Consider the following 20,658-nt stretch of genomic DNA (forward strand, 5'->3'; position numbering starts at 1 on the left):
CTTACTTCTTTTAGGTCGTCTATAGCTTCTAATTTGGATTCGGTCTTTATCTTGGAAGCAATAGTACTTAGCTGTTGGGCTTCCCGACACCAGAAAATGATGTTAAGATGCCCTCGTATGATACGTGAACTATCATCTTCATTGATTTTAGCAACAATGTCTTTAATTTTCTTTAAGATGACTTTGTTCTGTGTTCCGAAATTGGAACTCTTATTAAGTTCTTCAATTTTCTTATCGAGTAGCTTGCGCCATTTCTGTTTGTCATCTAAATAGATTATTTGATTGACGATATGGTTTTCATTGAGATTTAATCCTAATCCGTCAATAAAACCTTGATGAAACACAAAATCATCTGAGGTAAACTTATCATTGGTTTTACTGCTCTGTACTACATCACCAAAACAGAGTTCATTATTTACAGCCAATACATCAAAATAGTTTTCTCCTATTTCAATATTTGATTTTTTAAGTTGAATATCTGTATCAAAACCTTCATTAAAACCATTGAAATAGTTATTAGTGAGTTTTATAATCGCGTCTTCATTTAATGGTTTTAGAGATACCTTTCTACTGTTATTAATAAAAGAAATGGCGTCGTTCACCGAAGCGATAAACTCGGTAACATTATGGTCTAGTTTCTTATGGATTCCCTTTTCAACTTTCCGAAACGGATTTGTGAACTTGGATGCGTTTAAAGCCTTATTGATAGGAAGTACAAAGAACAAATAAGACGTATGCTCCGTATATTCTCGCCCTTTAAAATAGGTGTTGGTAGCCTTCGCCAGGAAACTGTCATTTGGAATAGTCTTAGCATTATAAGCTGTCTTTTGATAAATATCCTGCTTATGAATAATCGCACTTACTGGCAATGATTTAAAAGCTTGAAACCATGCCCCATGCATATCTTCAAAGTCATTTTCCGATAAGGAATATATTTCAGGAAAATCAACCTTATAACCCAATATTACATTCCCGTTGTTGGCGAAAATAGTATGGTCTTTGATATCTAAAATAGGATGGTATGCGGATAGGTTAATCTTATTCATAGTATAGTTGAGTTACCTTTTTGTTACTGATGGTTTGTGGAAACACTTTTTTAAAATGTAATAGTGCAGGATTTTTAGTGAGGTGTGTTAATGACACATATAAAGAAGCATTGACAACAAATACGCAGATAATGACCAAAAAACTAAAAGAAAAAATGATAAGTAATAATGAGCCGATAACGGATGTCATCATTAGCGCGAACAATGAAATAGGTAAGCCCATAATCACCGCTCGCTTTCTAATATTTTTATAGACCTCGTATTTTTTCATAATCCATTCATACTTAATGTCGCTTAGCGACTTAGACTACGATACCGATTAGGTAGGTAAAGATGCCAACCACAGCTCCGGCGATAAGTACAAATACCAATACTCTGGTAATTCCTTTTTTGAGGTCTGCATTTTCACCAAAAAAATGACCTGCATTAAATAGGAAACCTATTAGAAAGATGACTCCCAATATGATAGGAAAAATGGTTCTGATGGTATCAGAAACATCATTTACGGAATCTTCAATACCTCCAATTTGTGCAAATAAGGCGTTTGAAATAAAAAGTAACAAGGCGGTTAAAAAGAGTGATTTTTTCATACTGAAATGGTTTAAATTTTGTTTAATTTTTATAGTATGAAAAATACATTATATTTGAATTCAAATAACTGATTATCAATATTTTATATAAATAATATTATTTGAATTTGTTTGTTTTCAATTGAAAACAAAGAGGTTTAAATCTTATGAAAATTGATAGAAAAAATCTGCCAGATGAGAAAAATAAAATTAAAAAAGATGCTCCAAAACGTCAGTTTTGTGATTTTACTACTGAAAATGTGTTTCGTTTTTGGTCAGAAAAAAATGGTCGTAATTGACCCTGGACATGGTGGAAAAGATACTGGTGCAATTGGTGTAAATAACATTCGGGAAAAAGATGTGGTTTTGAATGTTGCTATGGAAATTTTACGACTGAATAAAACGATTTTGAATGATGAGTTTGATATTTATCTAACACGTTATAAAGACACTTTAATTTCTTTATCAGATAGAACTAGATTGGCTAAACATTTGAATGCGAATGTGTTTGTATCTTTGCATTGTAATGCATCTCAAAACTATTCTAAGGGCATAGAGGTTTATGTGTATAATTCGGATAATTTAAATACCCGAAAAGCTATAGCGATTGGTGCATCAGTACTGAATGAAAGCACTCAAAAATTAGGATTTAAAGAGCGAGGTGTGAAGTTTGCTAATTTTCAAGTGCTACGGGAAAATACTTCGTTTATCCCTTCGGTACTTGTTGAAATGGGGTTTATTACCTATGCTGATGAAGCAGATTATTTTTTGAAACCTAAAAATATCAGGGCGTTGGCGTTGGCTGTTTTAATGGGATTATAAATTATTTAAATACGGGATATGAAAGAATTTTTTGTTGAGATTATGAGAATTTTAAAAAATATAGCTATCAGCATGTTGAAAGAAATTAAAAATAGTGTAAGATAGAATGAAACTATCGTCTATCTGGTCTAATAAACTTTCTCATCCTTTCGGACTCAGCACTATTGTACTCCGATTGTATACGCTTCTTTAAAAAGCTCTTAATTGGTATGTAGCGCAATTGGTCTTTAGAAGTATTTAAAATATCTAGTATCTTTTCCCATCTTTTAGCATTTAGTTCACCCCAAATGACTTCGCCCATTTGCACTCCTGCATTGCCAACCCAATCTATTGTCCGGAAAAACTCAACATCATTGTTTATACTTAAAAAGTGTAAGAACAACTCATCATGTTTTACTTGCACATTTGTTCTAATGGTATCAAAAATAACTTCAATATAAGTTCCGTTTTTATGATTCTTTTGAATACTTTTTTTCAGAAAGTTGAAGGCGATACTTAATTGTTTTTCATCCAAATCATTAAAGAGTATCGAAACAGAATGACCACCAAGACCAATGTAATAATCTTTATCCAATAGGAAAGTAATTACTTTCTCTATTTCATTTTCTCTTTCAGGATAATTCCAAATAAATGAAATGTTAATATTTTTATTATCACCGTGTGATTTATAACTTGAAAAAAAATGTGAGAAAAAGTCGAATAAGAATTCTTTATGGCTTTTGTAGATGTTTGCGAATCCTTTCATTTGATAATCAAAGGAAACAGTAGATGCAGCTAATCCTGACTGCTGAAAATAGGACTCTTTAATAAGAGTATAGTCATCTTCAAATACCTCTAAGGCATCTTTAAAGGGATACTCGGATAATCTTATGGTCTGTGATTCATTTTTAATTTTAGCATGAACAATTCTTAGAACTTCATTTGCAGCGTTTCGATTCTCAGTTGAAAACTTAATGTACTGTTTAACATATAGGTAGACAAAACCTTTAATGGAATTGATAGTTTCTATAAGCCTATCATAGTAATCATCACTTACAAATTCACTTGGTAATCGGTCTAAAAAAGCAAGTTTCCAATTTGTAGAATCGACGTTGTTCCAATTCTCTAATATTTCCCATAGCTTTAAGGCATTATTTTCAGAGTTAGTTACAATAGTTGAAATGGTTCTATATAAACATCTAATGTCATAATTTCTGTTTAAATATGTCTCTAAAAAGTTTAGCCCACGTTCATTATTTTGAACAAAATTTTCTGATAGAACTACTTCTAGCGAATTTTCAATTTGGGAATGAGAACTATCTTTTATGCTTTGAAAATTATCAACAGTACTTAGAAAAGTATCAAACTCTTCCATAGAATTACAGGTGAAATTATCTTTTAAATCCTCACTTTTTATTTCTTCATATTCTTGCCAATTCTCAAACTCGTACTCTTCTTTATCTCTAAATCGATTCCAATCTAGTTTTTTATAATCCCGATACTCTTTGGTGTCAAAGATTGGTTTCAACTCTAAATAGGTCATATTTGATATCTTCTTTTCTCTATTAAGAGAAGCAATCAATCCATTAACGACATAGGTTTCCTTAAAAGAATCAGGAGAGAAATTTTCATTTATAAATGGTATTAATAAAGTCAAGTCGAAATCAAGAATTTCAGGATTACGCTCTCTAAAATCAGGCTTGTAATTCCTTATTGTGTTTATGACTTCGTTTCTGTAATCTGAAAGTAATGAAAATAGTGTTTTCCATATATTAGTCCGTATTTTTTTTACTTCACCGGTAGTTGGCAAAGGATAATCATAAAAGGAAATTGTATGCTTTCTTCCTCCATGGCTAATATGATGAGAATGCTTTAAAAAGCTCTCAGCGATTGCGAAAAAAGCAATTTCATAATGTTCTTTTTTATTATCTATATTACCTTTTAAATGCTCAATAAAACCAGCTTGTCTTTGAAAACCATACCTTTCATCAGGTTCATCAAAAAGTAGAGTCTCTCTAATTCTCCGAATAAATTCAGGCAGATGTTCAGGCTTTTTTCTAATATATTCAAAACCAAGTTGTATAGCTGGAATGAATGACTCTGTTTGTTGTCTAAAAAACCTCGATATATAATCTATAGTTTGCTCTTTATTATAGACAAAATCATTGGTTTCATAATGAGTATTGTAAATTGGGTCTTGTGGTTCAGGAGTAGCATCTACTTTGGAAAGGAAATATGAAAGTGTTTCCTCTGGTTTACTGAACCAAAACAAGTCTAAAAACCCAAGGAATTTTTTGTCGTTATTCCTAACGGCATCAATATATTTGTCAAATGAAGGGCTGATTTTTGAAAATACATTTTCATATCCAAATGATTGGCTAGAGGGGTAAAGGGCTTCTTTAAATGAAAATCTATGGTCGTCAAAATAGTTAAACAAGAGTTTTTCAAAGGACAAACGATTATCTCTTATGAAAGCCACATAAAAAAAATAAGTGGCCATTACTTGTTCGGAGATACGTACGTGATTATATTGGACTTCCACTAACTCCCTTTTGTGCAGCTCCTCTATAGCTTCATTGAATATATAGTAATCTATTTGAAAAATTGAAAGTAGTTTTTGTACTGCGTCTTTATTTTCTCTTTCTATTGTAAAGAAAAATGAGACTAGACCTAAAGCCTTCAGTAGCTCAGGTTTTTCAAATAAATTAAAATCCATTGAGAAACTTGAAAAATAAGCCTCAAATAAATCAGAAACGTCACCAAATAAAAAATCAGATTGCTTTTCTAAAGCCACACGAGCACCCATAATTGCTAATCTTGGATTACCATCGGCTATTTCTACAATTTTCTTTTGATACTTATGGTTTATAATACCAAATGAATCACTTTTAAGTATTTCAGTAATTTCTTCATCAGTAAACTTTGGTAAGTCTATTGTTTCTGACACAAATTCAGTGCTGCAACTTCTAATGTCAATTAATGCATAGTTCCTGACTGTAATAACCAGTTTTAATTTACCTGTTCTAGTTTCTTTGAAGATTCCAAAAATTTGTCTTAAGTTAGGAAGCTGCCTGTTTGCATCATCAATAAGTAATATATAATTCTTGTCAGGTCTTAATTGAATTTTTAAATCTTCGAAGATATCTACATCTTTTTTTGCAATTACGTAGGAGCTAAATGATGGGTTTTTTCTGGTGAAATCCTGAATGGCTTGGATGCCTATTTTTGTTTTTCCAACTCCTGGGGCTCCAGAAAGAATAAGTAAATCTTTATTTGTTAGAATATTATCAATTTGTTCCAATTCATCATTGCGATGAAAGAAGATATTGTCAATTGGAGTTGACAATTGATTTGCCTTATTATTATACTCTTCTATAAATCTATCAAATGGTAAGATTTGTCCAGTATCTAATGCAATACCTAAATATTCCCTAGCTAATAATAAATATTTGGACATTATGTCCAAAGCAAGAGTATCAATCCCTATAAGTTCTAACGAAATTCTTTTATCCTGAACATATCTTTGAATCTTGGTTTCCTCCTCAACCGAAAGTCTACTATTAAAGCAAATAATTACTTTATGAATCAGTTTAGGATTAACACCCGTTTTTGACTCATCCAAACACTTGTCTATATCATCTATTACTTTTGAAACTATTGCAGTTGCTTGCGTAGTAAATTCAACATAGGCTAGTTTGTTATCCGTAAGTCTTAAAAATGTATCAGGAGTGCCTACAATAGTTTTTTGCTTTCCTAATTGACTGCCATTTCTATTTAAGCTAGAATATTCTTCCTCTCTTAAAGACAAGTAGTTGTCACATAGATTTTGAAATCCAGCTCCATCTATGGCTAATAATTTTTGTTCTATTAATTGTAATCTTCCAGACATATATTTTAAAAAGTGTTTAAGTGTAATCTAATAACCCATACCAAAATATTTTAACTCAATATAATATTCATTACTATTTAGTAAAATCATTGGGGTTTCAATATAAAAGCCTTCATTGATTCCAAATTCAAAGAATGCGGCATACTTGTTGAAACCCAGTTGCTTTTCAAAAAAACTACTTCAGTTTTATATCTCATCAAATTCAAAACTCAGATTTTGCAACTCTGGTGTGATATCTAGTGGTCTTTTACTTTTAGTTTGTCTGCCAGTTTCTGATATCAAGTGTAAATTTGTTTTGGCTCTTGAACAGATAACATAAAGTAGTTTTTTTGAAGCAGCTACGGGGTCTCCAGTGAAAATGTCATTCCAATGTGGGACATACCCATTTAACAAACCATAGGCTATAACGGTTTCAAATTCTTCTCCTTTAACACCAACGCAAGTATTAATTACAACACCCGCCATTTCTCTGTAAAAACTCATAAAGGATGCTGTGTCACTTGGAACTTGAAAAGTTGGGTCTTCAAGACGACTCTTTATTACATCGAAAAAAGTCTTCCTATTTATAAGAAGTTGTGCGTAAATTGTTTGGTCAATACCAACGGCATCTAAAAACTGGTCAAAACAATCATTTAGATAATCGATGCCTTCGGTTTCATTTGATGTTATCGAGTTAATCAATTTCAATACATTTCGCTCTGTTTGATATTGTTCTCTGAATTCAGTATTGGTATGCTCTTTAAAATTTTCAATTACTTCAGAACACCATTTGTATCTTAATGAATATATTTTTGGTTGTGGCTGTGTTAAGAACAATCTCGATAACTTATACCAAATATTATTTCGATTTTTTGACATTGGTGCTAAACCCGAAGCATCAAAATTTACGCTTGGTAGTTTAGCTCTTAACTGCTTCGTGATAGTAGTTATTAACCACCATTGCGGAACCAATACGCATATTTCATCTTCAGGAATTCCATTATCTAAACTATGTTCTATAAGTCGTCCAATTTCATCTACTAAGTATCCTTTGTCAATGGTGTTATTGTACGTTATTATACTATCAACGTCTTTATTAGTGCCAATAGCTTCGATTTTAATTGGGTTTGTCTGGAATATAGAGTAAAAGTCAATAATTTTTTGTGTTGACCTATAATTTCCAGAAAGTGTAAGTTGCTCAATAGGTAAACTTTTTAACTCTTCTTGTATTTCTTCCAAACTTTTGGCAACGCCACCCAAAGATGCGTAAATCGCTTGGTCTGTATCTCCTACTAAAAATAGATTTGAGCTCCCTTCCCCGGTTGTTACAATGGAAGAAATAATTGCGTAAAGCAAATCTTGTGTATCTTGATATTCATCAACACATATAAGGCTAAAAATGTTCGATAATGTTTTTTTTATTTTAGGATACTTGGTTAAGAGTTTGTATGAATAATATAGTAGAAGCTCGAAATCAATTAACCTCTCTGCTTGTAGCCTTTCGTGATAATCTTTAAGAACTCTTTTTTGAATTGTTTTTGATTCAGCGAATGTGCCATCCCGATTGAATCTAAAATTAATTGGGTCAATGGGCTTTAATTTATGCTTTTCTTTAAGTTCACTTATGATATCCGAGGCATACGTTTCGTCTGTAATTAAATAGCCGTTTTCAAGTTCTGGTAAATAACAGGAATAGGGTTTAATAATCCATTCGAGACAAAATGAATGCAAAGTGCCTGACCAAACTCGTTTGCTATTTATTCCCATTGTGTTTAATCTACGATATATTTCTTCAGAAGCCCTTACAGTAAAAGTGAGGGCAACAATTCTCTGCTTACTGTCTAAATCAATATTTTTTAAAGCATAAGCGAGCTTATGGATTATGACGCGTGTTTTTCCACTTCCTGGGCAAGCTGTAAGAAGTACATTTCCATCTTTAACAACGGCATCTTTTTGTTGGTCGCTTAAAGTTTCTAAAATCATATAAACGATAAAAATTTAGTAAACTGGTCATTAGGAAAGTTGGCTATATAGTCATCAATAACCTGTTGGTCTTCTTTACCCTTAAAACTAATTTTTATTGCTACATCATAATAACTATCATTTTTACTACTACTAATTTTTCGTAATCTGTATTTAGCGGTTTTAGCTTTAGATGCATTATTTAAATGCGAAGATGCAAAAGCAATGGCTTTCAAAATATACTCCGGAATATAAGTGTTGTAAACCAAATTGTCTGCAACCACCAAAGCTAACCAGCCTTTACCTTTTTTATCAGCCAATCGTAAAACTTCTACACCTGCAATCGAGACTGATTTATCTTCTAACTTTTCCTTTGAGGTACTAATAGCTGCTTGTTGTTTGAAAATTTCATTAAGTGATTGTACGTATTCGTGACTATTCCCATTCAAGAGCAAATCAACTTCAAAAGTATAATCAGAGTAAAAAGGAATCAAAAAGTCGTTTTTGTCACAAAATTTATCCAATTTATTTTTCCTATCAGCGCCACTAATTTGTGATGCTCTACAATGTTTTTCATAAGCAGAATCATCAGCTTCATTTGCAGGCAAATTGACTATGCTGGCATCCAAGTCAGTTAGGATGGCACAGTTTTTCTGAATTCTATCGTTATGGAAAAGCCTTGCGACATTTTTAAAACCTGTACTTCCAATGTTTACTAGACTTACCCCAATTTCATCGAGCGAAATTCCAAAGACTTTTTTAAACATTTGAGGAATTAGAATTTGTTCTGCATCGCCTTCAACCAAGACAACACCTTTTGCGAAAAGTAAGTTACTTCTAATAGCATCCAGGTATCTTTCGGCTCTTGTTATATAGTCATCATCAAGATTATTAGCTGGTTGGTATACCAAAGTCTGCTTGTTTCCCCGGCTTAAAATATTTACTGAACTTATGCGGCTAACAGATGAAATATGTGTAGAGTGCGTTGAAATAATAACCTGTGTTTTATTTGTTTGTACATTATCAAATAGCGTTTTCTGAATATGCGTATGAATATGTGCTTCCGGTTCTTCTATGAGAAGAAAATTTGCAATTCTATCCGTTCTGATTTTTTCATACTCCAATAACTTTAGTGATAGATAAATCATATTTGCACCCCCCAAACTTAATTCCCATATTTTACCCATATAACCTTCTTCATCTGGGTCACCAACCCAAAGTTTAAGGGATTGTAATAGTTTTTCCATATCATTAGGAAGCTCTGATTTAACATCTATGTTAGGACCATAAGTAGTACCCACAGCTTCCTTAATACTTTTGTCAATTCCATCTTTAACATCCTTTACTTCTTTGAGAGAACTAATTTGGTCGTTCAGTTTGTTGACGCTATCAATGATGTCGGTTTGTTTTGAAACTTCGATAGTTTTTTCCTTTCCTCGTAACAAATTAATCAATGGATTAGTAGAATAGGAACGTAAGTCGCTTTCGACATCTCGAAGTGCCTTAATGAACGTACAAGAAACTTCGTTATGTACACTTATTTCCCTTGGTAAAAACGTTCCAAAAATCAATTCTTCTTTATCATCTGGGTTTGGGAATTGAACAGCATCAAAATCGCCAACATACTTTTTATAAGTATCGTCATCACTGAAATCTCCAGAGCCTCTGCACAAGTATGAGGTCTCATAATCATCAATCGTAAGTTTATCAAGAAAAAGTTGAAGCCCTGCTACACTTTTACCTGTTGTTTGTGAATAATCGTATAGTTCTTTTCTAAATTGATATTTTGGTCTAAAGTACACCGAATAACTTCCAGTTTTTTTGCTGCCTTCCATATCTCCTGAAGATTGTACTGCCAGTACTTGCGCTTCCTCACTTGCATCCAGTTCATCAAAAGTAACCGATAGAATTATCCAATGTCCGGCCCATTTACCTAGACCTCGGTTAAAGTCAGCCCCATTAAACCTTATATATCTTGGAAGTTTATCATCGATTAAAACTCGTAAAGCAAAAAAGAGATTGGTTTTACCTGAACCGTTTTCTCCTAAAATAGTATTTATACCTTTTTTAAAGATGAATTTCGATTTATAGAAATTTCTAAAATTCCTGATTGATAGTGAGCTTATGTGCATAATAATTGTCTTGTAATAGTTCAAGCCAACAAAAAAGCCAATGAATATCCATTAGCTTTTATTAAAATCTATTTCTGGCTTTATCGTCTATAAATGTATTAAAATTTTAACATAATTTCTTACGCTTTTCCGTAATTAATTACCTGTTTTATAAGATTATACTCTCTTATCTCGGCTTTTACTATCAAAAGCCACCAAATTAAATAACTGACGCATCCTAGAACGAACTCTATTACCATACCGCTCCTCTAACTCTCTAGCATTTAAGTTAGTTGTACAATGCGTTTTTACTTTATGTTCAATAAATAAATCATAACGAGAAAGCAGAATTTCCCCCATCACATTACAGTCTTTTCCGTAGTGTCTCCCAATGGGTTCTACACCTAAATCATCAAAACAAAAAAACTGTGTATCACCATAATCCTCAATTGTTTTATACCCAATGTGGTTAAAACCAAATACAATATTTCTGGTGGGGATTACGCTATATGCTTTACGATGGGGTACGAGATACTTTAACAAACGTATTAAAGATGTTTTTCCACAGCCTACTGGACCTGTTAGTAAAATACCTTTGCTAATATCAATATCCAATTTCTGGCAATTAGCCTTATCTTCAATAAAATAATTACAGAGTTTAAAAAGCACATCTCTATCTTCATTATAAATTTTAAATTTCTTACCAAACAATAATTTTCCTTTGACATCCAGATAAATCAACATTTTATCAAAATCGTAAAGAATTTGATTTCCCTTGAGTTTGCCAAGTGAATACTGAACTCCATCTTCAACTATAATATGTGGTTTTGGGTTATTCATAAAGGCTCATCATAGTTTTTATCGGAACTGGTCTTTAGGTTGTCCTGATATGGAATACTTCGACTGCGCTCAGCACAGGCTGTTTGATTTTGTTTTTCTTCAGTTTCAGAATTCTGAGAATTTAAATTTTTAAAATTTTCGTGTTTGATTCTATTTTTATTGTTTTCTATAGTTTGTACATGTTTGTTTATAGATACCAATGCTTGTCCAGTACTTGTCTCGATATTGGTACGACTTGGGTACAAAGCTTGTTCGGTACTTGTCCCAAAATCGAACATCTTAATTCTACTTCCCTTAAAAGGGTTATGGGATGGTGTGTATAGCAAGTATTTCCAATGGCTTAATTCCTTAATGCAACGGTGATAAGTAGATTTTGAGCCAATCTTTGAAAACTCCATCACTTCTGCTCGATTGATATAGAACTCTTCTTTAAAAAAGTGGGTATTCCAAATTTGAAATAACGCTACGTATAAACTGATATGCGTTGGGTTTAAGCGTGTGTCTATAGAGAATTGCACAAACACTCCATTAAGATGTTTGATGTAGTTAATATTATCCAAAGCGGATTAATACTTATTGTGAATCCTGTTATTTTCGAGTACTTGCATGATTTCTTGATAATCATAATACAATACGCCACCTACCTTAGTATAGGGCAATGTGCCATTAATTCGTAAGTTTTGTAGTGTGCCAGGAGAAATTCCTAAAAGGTTTCTAACTTCTGGTGATTTTAACCATTTTTTAGAGGAATGACCAGATTGATTATTAAGTAGTTGTTTAATGTCATCGAGAAGTTCCATTTTAAACTCTCGAAGGTCTTCGGTAGTAATAATTGTTGCTGCCATATTTGTAAAACTGTTTTTAAAAAAACAAAGCCGTCAATGATTATATTTTTTTAAATGACGACTTTGAATTGATTTGACTTTCGTCCTACAAATTTGGTAAGTATTATTTTACTTTATTCACAAGTTACACCCAAGTTGGTGATTTTTAATTACTGATAATCAATAGTTTAATTTGTCTCTTTTTGGTATTCACTTCAATTTATTAAACATTCAAAAACATATAAATAAAATTAATAACATTTATACCCAAGTAGCACCCAAGTTGGGTATTTTACTCATCAGAATCTCTCATCTTTTGCAAAAGAGACTCTTTAAGTTTATCTAAAAACTTTGTTTGATTAATTTTTCTCGAACGTATTTCTAAAAATGTCCTGTAAAAGTCTCCCAAATCAACATTAAAAATAGTTTCACATGCTTCTGCCATTTCTTTTATATCGGCTGTTCCACTATTAATAACACCATAACTATGAAGTGCATAAATAAGTTCTATTAAATCAGTTTTATGTGCTGTCCAAAAAAGCTTTGATTGAAGCTTGTAACTTTTGTTCACAATGCTATGTTCTACAGTATTATTTAAGTTATCTATCTCTGTTTTTAAGTAAGCTATAAGCATATCATAAGCCAATATAGTAGCTACTGTATTGTCATGACTTGTAGAAAATTCTTCATCTGTAAAACAATGAAAATTATCTGGAAACAACCTTATATCGGTCTTTCCTAGTAAAAAATAATGCTCATCTAAAGATGTGGCATCTCTTCGATAATAATGATAAAATTCAAGGTTATCGTTAAAATAATCTTGTAGTCTATCTATATGGTTGTTTAAATATTTTTCTTTCGATTTATTACTACTCCTAGGGCGTTTGCTTTCAATATTATAAAGCTTTACAAAATATATGAGTTTACTATATATTTTAGGTTTTATTTCTTTAAAAAAGAACATCTCATCTTTTTTATTTTTAAAGCCGTTTTCAATAGTGAGCTTTTTTGTTTTCTTAAGAATCTGTTTTGTAATATCTATACCAAGTTCTGCTTTTTTTAAGATATCTTGATTTACAGATTCTAATTTCTCAAGAGCGGTATCTAAGTCTTTTAGTACTTCTTTATATTCTTTCAAATCAATGTTTAATTTTCATAAAAAAATCCACAAGTTTTATTTGTGGATTTTATTGATTATCAATTGTGGTGATATTCTTAATGTATTAACCTTCGTTGATAAAATTAATGCCTACTTTTTTTCTATTTAAATATACCTAACCAGAGAAACAATATAAAAGCAATTAAAACAACTACTGTTCTTATCCATTGAAGTATTCCCCATTTTTTAAATAGTTTATTAGCTTCTGTATTAGAAATATTACCTTTTTTACCCATCAACTTATTATTTACTGGCATAAGAAATATAAGAGTAAGAGGGATGTTAATTATCATTAATACACTTCCTAATATCCAAAGATATTCATCAGTTAAAATACCAAATGCTATTCCTCCAACAATAGCTGTAGTTGAAAATAAAGCTTGACTTGCTACTGAACCCTTGAAAACTGGTGTGAAATTATCCTGAGCAGATGCTACCGATGTTGATAACCAAGCAGGATGTGTTACTAGGCTAACATATATAGCTGTTCCTGCTGTTAGACCAGTAGTGAGAAGCGTTATAAATTCGATTACTTGATTTATCATTTTTTACTCATTTTGAATATCGCTCAATAAGGTCTTTAGATATTTGATTTATCTGAGTAGTAAATACTGTTCTTGCAATAAGAATCATCGAATAAAAGCCACCAAGTACTATAAGCAATTTCCCCCATTCGAATGTCTTTGTAATTAGCATATAGACAATTGGTGCTAGGATAATAAAAGTACCCCCAATAAAGAATATTAATTCTAGCTTTTGATTACCAGTTTTCCAAAGTTGCATTCTTACAAAGAAAAATATTAATGCAACCATAGCCATTGCTATAGCCCAAACCCAACTATTAGGTGACAGTATAAGCCCTGCTATTAATACCGATGGAATTAGTAGTAGTAAATACCAAGGTTTATCTTTTGCTTTACCACCCGAAATTCTGTTTGCTAACTGTAGGGCTTCTTTTCTATATGCTTCTTCTTTGTTCATTTATCAGCTGTTTGTAATAAATCATTTTTAACTAATTTTCGAGCAAAAATTACTATACCAATTCCTGCTATAACTATTAATATACTAGCTATTATTAAGCCGTTCATTTTATTGCTTAATGTAACTAATAGAAGAATAAAACCGCCTAAGAGATTTAAAGCTCCTGCTACAATACGACTCATTAAAATACCTTTATTAATTTTATGTTTTGAGCTCATTACTCCGAAAATAAGTACAATCTCAAATAAGCCATACATTAATACAAAATAGGTTGAAATTAATAAAAATGAATTAAGTGATTCTGCTAAAAAGAAAAGAATAACACCATATGCTATGAGCCCTAGACCCTGAAAAAGATGATATTGATTTGCTATTTTTGGTAGCTGGTCATTTTTAGAAAAAATAATAGCCGATATACCTGATACTAAAAGTAATAATGGCACCATTATTTTATTAGTTTCAACACCTATTCTTTCAGAAAAGAATAAAAATACACCTGTAGCTAGTAGCATTAATCCGCTCAATGCTAAATAAAAAATTTTGTTCATTGTTTTGGTTTTTATAGTTATGTTTTTTCTAGTGTAATTCGCCTTTTTCACCATCTACCCAACGTTGCATCATTACTCGTTGAGCGGGTGTTTGCTGTACACCTCCTGCTAGTATATCTAAAAATCTATCCCACAGGTTTTTCTTCTGCGAAGCTTCCTTTTTAATAGCTTTGTAAGCTTCTAAATACTCCTCCTCATACTTGTTAGCCTCTTTGATTGAATATGTTAGAGGTATGTGTTTTAAGATTGTATCTGTTAACTCATCAATGTCTTCTATTTTATAATCTTCAATTAATTTTAATTGAATACTACACGCCTCTGCCTCATTCTTAATTCTTAAATGAATTGTTATAATTTCATCCCATAATTTTTGCCAATTTTCCTTTTCATTTTCTGGCGCGCTTTTAAAGCCTAAGTTTTTGAGTGTACTATAATTTTTTTCTATGGCGATAACATATTTTGGGTATTCATTCCAATCTTCAAATATTCTATCAGCTTTCTTATTTTTTATTTTATGAATGGCAGCATTCATAATTTCTTGAAGTTGGCTTAAGTTATTGGCATACTTTAACATCTCATCAATCCAGCTCTTTTTAGTATCTTCTGAACTGTAATTGTTAATTATAGCATATGCTTTTTCAATATTATTACTAATTACACTGCCGTATTTTTTGATATTTGACCAATTACTTGAGGCAACCGTTGCATAATTCCTTATAGAAACAACAGCTTCTATAATGGGGTTGAAATCTTTATTTTCCATACTATCTATTTGTTTTATCTGAATGCAAATTCTTCGTCATAAATATTTCGCTGCTTCACGCCATCTGCCTTAAGTTGCTTTACCATGTTTTTCTTTAAAGCATCTGGTCCACAGATTAGGTACGATTTCTTTTCAGGGTCTCTTAGGCTTAAATCGTCTACAGTTATATGACCTCTTTCTGAGGAATCCCAAAGGATGAATTCAAATAGAGGATTCTCTTTTTCAATTTTCTCAAAGTCATTTTTATAATGTGCTTCAGATTCATTATTGACGCACCAGTACAAGGTTACTTTATTGGTGTAATAATCTTTAATTAATGATAAAAACGGAGTAATACCAATACCGCCAGCAATCCAAACTTGTTCTCTTTCTTTAGAATGACTACTAGAAAACATACCATAAGGCCCTTCTACATTAGCAATATTACCAGTACTAAGTTTGGAACTCATATCATTCGTATAATCACCTAAACCTTTTACTGTAATCTTTAACGTTTCATCATGCGGATGGCTACTTAATGTAAATGGGTGTTGTTCTCTTTTACTAATATCAGGAAACGTAAAAAAACCAAACTGACCTGCCTTGTATTTAAAGCTTTCTGTCTGCGGGCTCATTTCTAGTTCTAAAGTATCTTTACCTAAATTACGAGCAGCTATAATCGTATAGTCTAGTTTTTTGTTAAAAAACCTAAAAAGAAAAGCTTTGTAAAACCAAGCAGCTACCCCTAAGAAAGACATCCCGAAAACGTATATACGTGTAATAGGTAATTCTTTAATAAGACTATCTACTAAAATTCCGTGAGCGACAGCCATAACATAAAATAAACCCATAAGTTTATGGAAGTTTATCCATTTGTGATACGGTATTTTTCTTTTGAAAATAGGCGCGGCAGATAGTATAACGCCTACAATGATTAGAATGAAAGCGTAAAACCCTAAAGGCTTACCAGGATTAAACTCTACTAAGTCTCTTGGAACTACAATAAAATGAGCTAAAAGAAGAAATACAGCGATTACACCTGACCTTCTATGTATTAGATACATTTTATCTAAACCGCCAAATAGTTTTTCTACCCAACGTGCTCTAGTTGCCATCAAAAAATTAAAAGCAAATACAGTAACTACCCAAGAAGAAAATATCTCTCCTAAAATACGATGAGGGTTTTTCCAAGTTACATCTGAGAGCTCTCCAAAAAATAATGTATCTGAATGCACTTCTTTAAAAGAGCCATTATAGAAATATAGGTCTACCGCCCAAAAAATGAAGTGAATACCGATGATGATAGGAAAGTAAATTTCCTGCTTTAATACTCGCATAATAAGTTTTTTTCAAAACTATTGCGTTACAATATTTTGTAATTGTATAAAATGGTCATTTTTTAGTGGTACTTAAATATCTCCATTCTCTGACAGTAGTATAGCTGTAGATTTTGTACTTTCAAATTGGGCAAAAACAATAACCATTACTACAGTTATAGGAATACTTAATAACATACCTGTTATGCCCCATATTTCTCCCCAGACAACTAAGGACAATATACTTGCAAGAGGACTAATGTTAAGAGTACTTCCCATAATTTTGGGTTCTAGTATATTGCCTATAAGCCATTGAATAACTCCTAAAACAACCAATATGATAATAAAAGGTGTGAACTCACCAAACTGAAACAAACTAAAAATAGAAGGAAAAATAGTAGCGATTAAAGAACCAATAGTAGGAATGTAATTTAAGAAGAAGGTTAGTAATGCCCAGAAAAAAGGTGCTTCTACATCCATCAATAAAAGAAATATGTAACAGACTACTCCTGTGAGAATACTAACTAATGTTTTTAGCCTAAGATAATCGCTTATAGAGTCACTAATCTTGTTTAGTATTAAAGATACTTTGTTGTAATCTTTATTTGTTTTAAATAGCTTTTTCAGTTTAGTGGTAAAGCTGGTTTCTTCTGAAACAATGAATAATGCATACAATAATACCATAACGGTATCACTTAGTATTCCTGATAAAGAATCAGCAATAGGTTGTAAGATGGTACTAAAATTGTAATTTTTTAATTTTTCAAATATACTTTGGTAGATATCGATATTGAAAATCTCATTGATTTTATCAGCAATATTATTTACATTACTTGCATATACTGGATATGATTTTATGAGTACATCAATGTTTGTAGTAATTAATTTTACTAAAATACTTAACAACATTATAATCACTAAAAAAATTACTGAACTTACTAACCAGCTAGGTAAATACTTTTTAAATACCGGCACTTTATAAGTTAGATTCTTTAATGTATGCCCTAAAAACCAGAGAATAATACCATACATGAAGGGTATTAAAATATTTTCGCCTAAAATTAGAAGTGCTAAAATTCCCCCTATACCAATTACTAAATATGCTAATTTCTTCATTTTTGAAGCTTATTTAAATAGATACATACATATGAGAGACGTATAAGCATAAGCTTTATTTTTTTATCAAACCTATAATTTTTTCATATTCTTCAATTGTATAAATTGGTCATTCTGTTTTTGATATAATGCACTCGGGGTTTGACCTGTATGCTTTTTTACCTCTCTAATAAAATGTGCTTGGTCAAAAAAACCTTTTTCCGGAAAGAACTCTCCTTCTCTTATTTGAAGATAAGCACGATAACATTTTTGGATATTGAGATACTTCTTTAATGAAATGCCAATATATTTATTTAAATATCTACTAATTTCTCTTTGCGACCAATAGATTTGATTAGCAACTTCTGTAGTTTGTATATCTCCATATGTAGTATATAAAAACTGGCTTAATCTTAATCTGTTCGTTCTCAGTTCTTCCTCAGCAGGCAATCTTTTAAGAATTGTATTTTCATACTGTTCTACTATTCTCTCGAATGAGGAAAAATCCATGTTTTTAACGTTAAAAAAAGAAGTATTTAGTTGCTCAATAGTATTTAATAGAGTGCTAACTTCTTTTTTTAATATATACTCAGGAGCAATTACTTTAAAACGAATACCATATGTTATGACTCCAGGCGGAACAACAACGTCTATTTCCTTAGACCAAATCCCAGTTAAAAAATAGGCAACTATTTTGCCATCTTTAAGCTGTACAACAAGTTTTACATAACCATCAGGACAGATGGTTATCTCCTGTGGAAATTCGGTTAAATTCTTATTCTCCCAAAATGAAGCTACAAAATCTTGTAATTCTTTTCTTGGATATATTTCGTTGTATTCTCTGATAATATTTGGCGGCATTTATTGCATATAGTTTTTTCAAACATATGCTGCGTTTTTATTTCTTGATTGTATAAAATGGTCATTCTTGATTTTCAATTTACAATATATTTACCGAAAAAATCTGAAAATCAACAATTTCAAAACAAGCTTACGAATTTCATTCAGGGTATTTTCTTAGCGGGTTTTTGAAATTTAATTCATTGATATAGTTTTTTTTGATTAACAGTATATAAAAACAACCTACCAGCTATTGGAAGTTTTTCTATACACTAAAATATTTAGGATATATTTAAAGTAAAAACTAATTTGATTCGTCTTACATAGTATGAGTAATTCGATAAGTATATATATGTCGACAGATAAAAGAAATAATTCATTGACAGCAACCATAAAAACGTATGGCAATAAATTGTTCAGTTTTATAAAAAGTAAAATTAACTCTGTTGAAGATTCTGAAGATATTCTACAAGAAGTATGGTATCAGTTTAGTAGGTTGTCTGATATAGATGAACTCGAAAATGTTAGTGGCTGGCTATATTCTGTTTCACGTAATAAAGTCATAGATTTTTACCGTAAAAAGAAAACTAAAAACCTTGAAGACTTTACTGTTGAAGATTCTGAAGGGAATTTTATTGTAGACGAAATGTTACTAATAGACACAAGTGCTTCACCTGATACAGCATATTTTAACGAATTAATTTGGTCAGAATACATGAAAGCAATTGATGCGTTGCCCGAAAAACAAAAACAGGCTTACGTTTTAAATGAGCTAGAAAATAAATCATTAAAAGATATTGCCGAATTAACGAACGAAAATTTAAAAACAATTATTAGCAGAAAGGGGTATGCGGTAAAACATATTAGAAATAAGCTACAACCCCTTTATGATGAGTTAACGAATTAAAAAACATATTATGAAACATGATTTTAAAAAGAAAAAAGGAATTTTCCCATTATTATTTATTGCGATTATTTTTGCCTTATCAGGTATTGTAATGTTATTGTGGAATGCAATCTTACCAGATTTATTATCTATAAAAACAATAACGTACTGGCAGTCGATGGGGTTATTGGTATTGACAAGAATTTTATTTGGACGATTAGAAAAACCTAATAGACCCAAGTTTGCCAATCGAAAATTTAGAGGTATGACACCTGAAGAGAAAGAAGAATTTCGAGATAAATGGAAAAACAAAAACGATAAACAATGATAAAAGAACCATTATGTAGTAGTAATGGTTCTTTTTTTTAAATTTATTTAAAGTAAATCTACTACACGTTCGTCTTCATTAGTATAGCATAGTTATTAATTAAATTATACAAAATGAAAAAGTCAATTTTTAAACCAATTATCATCGGAATTCTTTTAGGTGCGTTTGTCTTCTTTACAGGACCTTTATTATTTGTTATTCTAATTCTTAAATTTATTTTCACCCCATTCGGTATGGGAAGAATGATGTGGAGAAATAAAAGAATGGGAATGCCACCTTTTGCCTTTGCAGATAAAATTAGAAGCATGTCTGATGAGCAATTCGATGAATTTAAGTCTCAAAACCAAAGAGGGTTTTATAGTAACCAATACTGTTAATTATTAATTTAAAACATAAAAAATGAAAAAGAAGCCAAGCATATTAGTTGCATTTCTAAGTGCAGCAATAACATTCGGAAGTTTATACGCCTTTGTTGGAAAACCCAAATTCACAAAACACTTTAGGGATTGTCATCATAAGGAAGTTAACCATCAATTAGACAGGTAACAAAGAGGCTGTCTAAAAAGTAATTTAGGCAGTCTTTTTATTTTGTATATTTTCAGATTTTAATTGTTGATTGTAAATTTTAGCGAAGATTTATGGGATTTTATAAAAGCAAGTTAGCTTTTATAAGGCTAAACTTACCTTTTTAAGGTTGTGTGCCATAGCAATCAGTCCCATTTCAGTTTCTACTTTTTCAATG

The 20,658-nt window shown here is 31.3% G+C and carries 21 protein-coding genes and 1 pseudogene; 5 read left to right on the plus strand and 17 right to left on the minus strand.

Translation table 11 applies throughout. The annotated features are described in order from the left end of the window. Positions 1 to 32: 32 nt before the first annotated feature. From ABD816_RS10000 to ABD816_RS10010, 3 genes and pseudogenes are all read right to left on the minus strand, one after another. Positions 33 to 1,046, minus strand: a pseudogene (locus ABD816_RS10000) (DUF3875 domain-containing protein); the annotation flags it as partial. Beyond that, complete coding sequence (locus ABD816_RS10005; RefSeq protein WP_344926953.1) at positions 1,039 to 1,317, minus strand: hypothetical protein; 279 nt, start codon at positions 1,315 to 1,317, stop codon at positions 1,039 to 1,041. The pseudogene ABD816_RS10000 and the gene ABD816_RS10005, both read right to left, overlap by 8 nt. A gap of 31 nt (positions 1,318 to 1,348) precedes the next feature. Continuing rightward, a complete protein-coding gene (locus tag ABD816_RS10010) occupies positions 1,349 to 1,636 on the minus strand; it encodes a hypothetical protein (protein WP_344926955.1) in 288 nt (95 codons plus the stop codon). Positions 1,637 to 1,810: 174 nt separating this feature from the next. On the opposite strand from ABD816_RS10010, the gene ABD816_RS10015 reads away from it, so the two are divergent. Continuing rightward, entirely contained in the window at positions 1,811 to 2,437 is a 627-nt protein-coding gene (locus ABD816_RS10015; RefSeq protein ID WP_344926957.1) for an N-acetylmuramoyl-L-alanine amidase family protein, read from the plus strand. A 112-nt stretch (positions 2,438 to 2,549) separates the two neighbouring features. Here the strand turns inward: ABD816_RS10015 and ABD816_RS10020 are convergent, their stop codons facing one another. From ABD816_RS10020 to ABD816_RS10085, 14 genes are all read right to left on the minus strand, one after another. Beyond that, positions 2,550 to 6,305, minus strand: a complete 3,756-nt coding sequence (locus ABD816_RS10020; RefSeq protein WP_344926959.1) for an nSTAND3 domain-containing NTPase — start codon at positions 6,303 to 6,305, stop codon at positions 2,550 to 2,552. Between the two features lie 186 nt (positions 6,306 to 6,491). Further along, positions 6,492 to 8,267, minus strand: coding sequence for a UvrD-helicase domain-containing protein (locus ABD816_RS10025; protein WP_344926961.1), 1,776 nt, complete (start codon positions 8,265 to 8,267; stop codon positions 6,492 to 6,494). Then, positions 8,264 to 10,378, minus strand: a complete 2,115-nt coding sequence (locus tag ABD816_RS10030) for an ATP-dependent nuclease (RefSeq protein ID WP_344926964.1) — start codon at positions 10,376 to 10,378, stop codon at positions 8,264 to 8,266. Before ABD816_RS10030 ends, ABD816_RS10025 begins: the two co-directional genes overlap by 4 nt. Positions 10,379 to 10,534: 156 nt before the next feature. Beyond that, entirely contained in the window at positions 10,535 to 11,197 is a 663-nt protein-coding gene (locus tag ABD816_RS10035) for a P-loop NTPase family protein (RefSeq protein ID WP_344926966.1), read from the minus strand. Further along, positions 11,194 to 11,757, minus strand: coding sequence for a hypothetical protein (locus ABD816_RS10040; RefSeq protein ID WP_425549111.1), 564 nt, complete (start codon positions 11,755 to 11,757; stop codon positions 11,194 to 11,196). The genes ABD816_RS10035 and ABD816_RS10040 overlap by 4 nt, the downstream gene beginning before the upstream one ends. Positions 11,758 to 11,763: 6 nt before the next feature. Continuing rightward, positions 11,764 to 12,042 (minus strand): helix-turn-helix domain-containing protein, encoded by a 279-nt coding sequence (locus ABD816_RS10045; protein WP_344926969.1) that lies wholly within the window; start codon positions 12,040 to 12,042, stop codon positions 11,764 to 11,766. Positions 12,043 to 12,313: 271 nt separating this feature from the next. After that, positions 12,314 to 13,159: an RteC domain-containing protein gene (locus ABD816_RS10050; protein WP_344926970.1), complete on the minus strand. Its 846-nt coding sequence runs from the start codon at positions 13,157 to 13,159 to the stop codon at positions 12,314 to 12,316. A gap of 122 nt (positions 13,160 to 13,281) precedes the next feature. Next, on the minus strand, positions 13,282 to 13,725 hold the full coding sequence (locus tag ABD816_RS10055; RefSeq protein ID WP_344926971.1) for an anthrone oxygenase family protein: 444 nt from the start codon (positions 13,723 to 13,725) through the stop codon (positions 13,282 to 13,284). Between the two features lie 7 nt (positions 13,726 to 13,732). Then, positions 13,733 to 14,161 carry a hypothetical protein gene (locus ABD816_RS10060; protein ID WP_344926972.1) on the minus strand — a complete coding sequence of 143 codons (429 nt, stop codon included), beginning with the start codon at positions 14,159 to 14,161 and terminating at the stop codon, positions 13,733 to 13,735. Then, positions 14,158 to 14,709 carry a hypothetical protein gene (locus ABD816_RS10065; protein WP_344926974.1) on the minus strand — a complete coding sequence of 184 codons (552 nt, stop codon included), beginning with the start codon at positions 14,707 to 14,709 and terminating at the stop codon, positions 14,158 to 14,160. Before ABD816_RS10065 ends, ABD816_RS10060 begins: the two co-directional genes overlap by 4 nt. A 28-nt stretch (positions 14,710 to 14,737) precedes the next feature. Beyond that, positions 14,738 to 15,472, minus strand: a complete 735-nt coding sequence (locus tag ABD816_RS10070; protein WP_344926975.1) for a hypothetical protein — start codon at positions 15,470 to 15,472, stop codon at positions 14,738 to 14,740. 14 nt (positions 15,473 to 15,486) lie between these two features. Next, positions 15,487 to 16,788, minus strand: a complete 1,302-nt coding sequence (locus ABD816_RS10075) for a ferredoxin reductase family protein (protein ID WP_344926977.1) — start codon at positions 16,786 to 16,788, stop codon at positions 15,487 to 15,489. Positions 16,789 to 16,860: 72 nt separating this feature from the next. Continuing rightward, on the minus strand, positions 16,861 to 17,883 hold the full coding sequence (locus tag ABD816_RS10080; protein WP_344926978.1) for an AI-2E family transporter: 1,023 nt from the start codon (positions 17,881 to 17,883) through the stop codon (positions 16,861 to 16,863). 72 nt (positions 17,884 to 17,955) lie between these two features. Beyond that, positions 17,956 to 18,723, minus strand: coding sequence for a DUF6597 domain-containing transcriptional factor (locus ABD816_RS10085; RefSeq protein ID WP_344926981.1), 768 nt, complete (start codon positions 18,721 to 18,723; stop codon positions 17,956 to 17,958). A gap of 331 nt (positions 18,724 to 19,054) precedes the next feature. On the opposite strand from ABD816_RS10085, the gene ABD816_RS10090 reads away from it, so the two are divergent. From ABD816_RS10090 to ABD816_RS10105, 4 genes are all read left to right on the plus strand, one after another. Further along, a complete protein-coding gene (locus ABD816_RS10090; RefSeq protein WP_344926983.1) occupies positions 19,055 to 19,609 on the plus strand; it encodes an RNA polymerase sigma factor in 555 nt (184 codons plus the stop codon). Positions 19,610 to 19,619: 10 nt separating this feature from the next. After that, a complete protein-coding gene (locus ABD816_RS10095; protein WP_344926985.1) occupies positions 19,620 to 19,916 on the plus strand; it encodes a hypothetical protein in 297 nt (98 codons plus the stop codon). Between the two features lie 113 nt (positions 19,917 to 20,029). After that, positions 20,030 to 20,293 (plus strand): hypothetical protein, encoded by a 264-nt coding sequence (locus ABD816_RS10100; RefSeq protein ID WP_344926987.1) that lies wholly within the window; start codon positions 20,030 to 20,032, stop codon positions 20,291 to 20,293. Positions 20,294 to 20,315: 22 nt separating this feature from the next. Continuing rightward, a complete protein-coding gene (locus tag ABD816_RS10105; protein WP_344926989.1) occupies positions 20,316 to 20,462 on the plus strand; it encodes a hypothetical protein in 147 nt (48 codons plus the stop codon). Positions 20,463 to 20,658: the final 196 nt, after the last annotated feature.

The sequence above is a fragment of the Aquimarina addita genome, from assembly GCF_039539305.1.
In the GTDB taxonomy this organism is placed as follows: Bacteria; Bacteroidota; Bacteroidia; order Flavobacteriales; family Flavobacteriaceae; genus Aquimarina; species Aquimarina addita.

Bases quoted from the DNA above. Each gene is read 5' to 3' on its own strand.
- ABD816_RS10085 (WP_344926981.1), bottom strand. From the start codon at position 18,723: ATGCCGCCAAATATTATCAGAGAATACAACGAAATATATCCAAGAAAA.
- ABD816_RS10055 (WP_344926971.1), bottom strand. From the start codon at position 13,725: ATGATAAATCAAGTAATCGAATTTATAACGCTTCTCACTACTGGTCTA.
- ABD816_RS10010 (WP_344926955.1), bottom strand. From the start codon at position 1,636: ATGAAAAAATCACTCTTTTTAACCGCCTTGTTACTTTTTATTTCAAAC.
- ABD816_RS10105 (WP_344926989.1), top strand. From the start codon at position 20,316: ATGAAAAAGAAGCCAAGCATATTAGTTGCATTTCTAAGTGCAGCAATA.
- ABD816_RS10045 (WP_344926969.1), bottom strand. From the start codon at position 12,042: ATGGCAGCAACAATTATTACTACCGAAGACCTTCGAGAGTTTAAAATG.
- ABD816_RS10065 (WP_344926974.1), bottom strand. From the start codon at position 14,709: ATGAACAAAATTTTTTATTTAGCATTGAGCGGATTAATGCTACTAGCT.
- ABD816_RS10080 (WP_344926978.1), bottom strand. From the start codon at position 17,883: ATGAAGAAATTAGCATATTTAGTAATTGGTATAGGGGGAATTTTAGCA.
- ABD816_RS10090 (WP_344926983.1), top strand. From the start codon at position 19,055: ATGTCGACAGATAAAAGAAATAATTCATTGACAGCAACCATAAAAACG.
- ABD816_RS10075 (WP_344926977.1), bottom strand. From the start codon at position 16,788: ATGCGAGTATTAAAGCAGGAAATTTACTTTCCTATCATCATCGGTATT.
- ABD816_RS10070 (WP_344926975.1), bottom strand. From the start codon at position 15,472: ATGGAAAATAAAGATTTCAACCCCATTATAGAAGCTGTTGTTTCTATA.
- ABD816_RS10060 (WP_344926972.1), bottom strand. From the start codon at position 14,161: ATGAACAAAGAAGAAGCATATAGAAAAGAAGCCCTACAGTTAGCAAAC.
- ABD816_RS10020 (WP_344926959.1), bottom strand. From the start codon at position 6,305: ATGTCTGGAAGATTACAATTAATAGAACAAAAATTATTAGCCATAGAT.
- ABD816_RS10035 (WP_344926966.1), bottom strand. From the start codon at position 11,197: ATGAATAACCCAAAACCACATATTATAGTTGAAGATGGAGTTCAGTAT.
- ABD816_RS10005 (WP_344926953.1), bottom strand. From the start codon at position 1,317: ATGAAAAAATACGAGGTCTATAAAAATATTAGAAAGCGAGCGGTGATT.
- ABD816_RS10095 (WP_344926985.1), top strand. From the start codon at position 19,620: ATGAAACATGATTTTAAAAAGAAAAAAGGAATTTTCCCATTATTATTT.
- ABD816_RS10015 (WP_344926957.1), top strand. From the start codon at position 1,811: ATGAGAAAAATAAAATTAAAAAAGATGCTCCAAAACGTCAGTTTTGTG.
- ABD816_RS10030 (WP_344926964.1), bottom strand. From the start codon at position 10,378: ATGCACATAAGCTCACTATCAATCAGGAATTTTAGAAATTTCTATAAA.
- ABD816_RS10100 (WP_344926987.1), top strand. From the start codon at position 20,030: ATGAAAAAGTCAATTTTTAAACCAATTATCATCGGAATTCTTTTAGGT.
- ABD816_RS10025 (WP_344926961.1), bottom strand. From the start codon at position 8,267: ATGATTTTAGAAACTTTAAGCGACCAACAAAAAGATGCCGTTGTTAAA.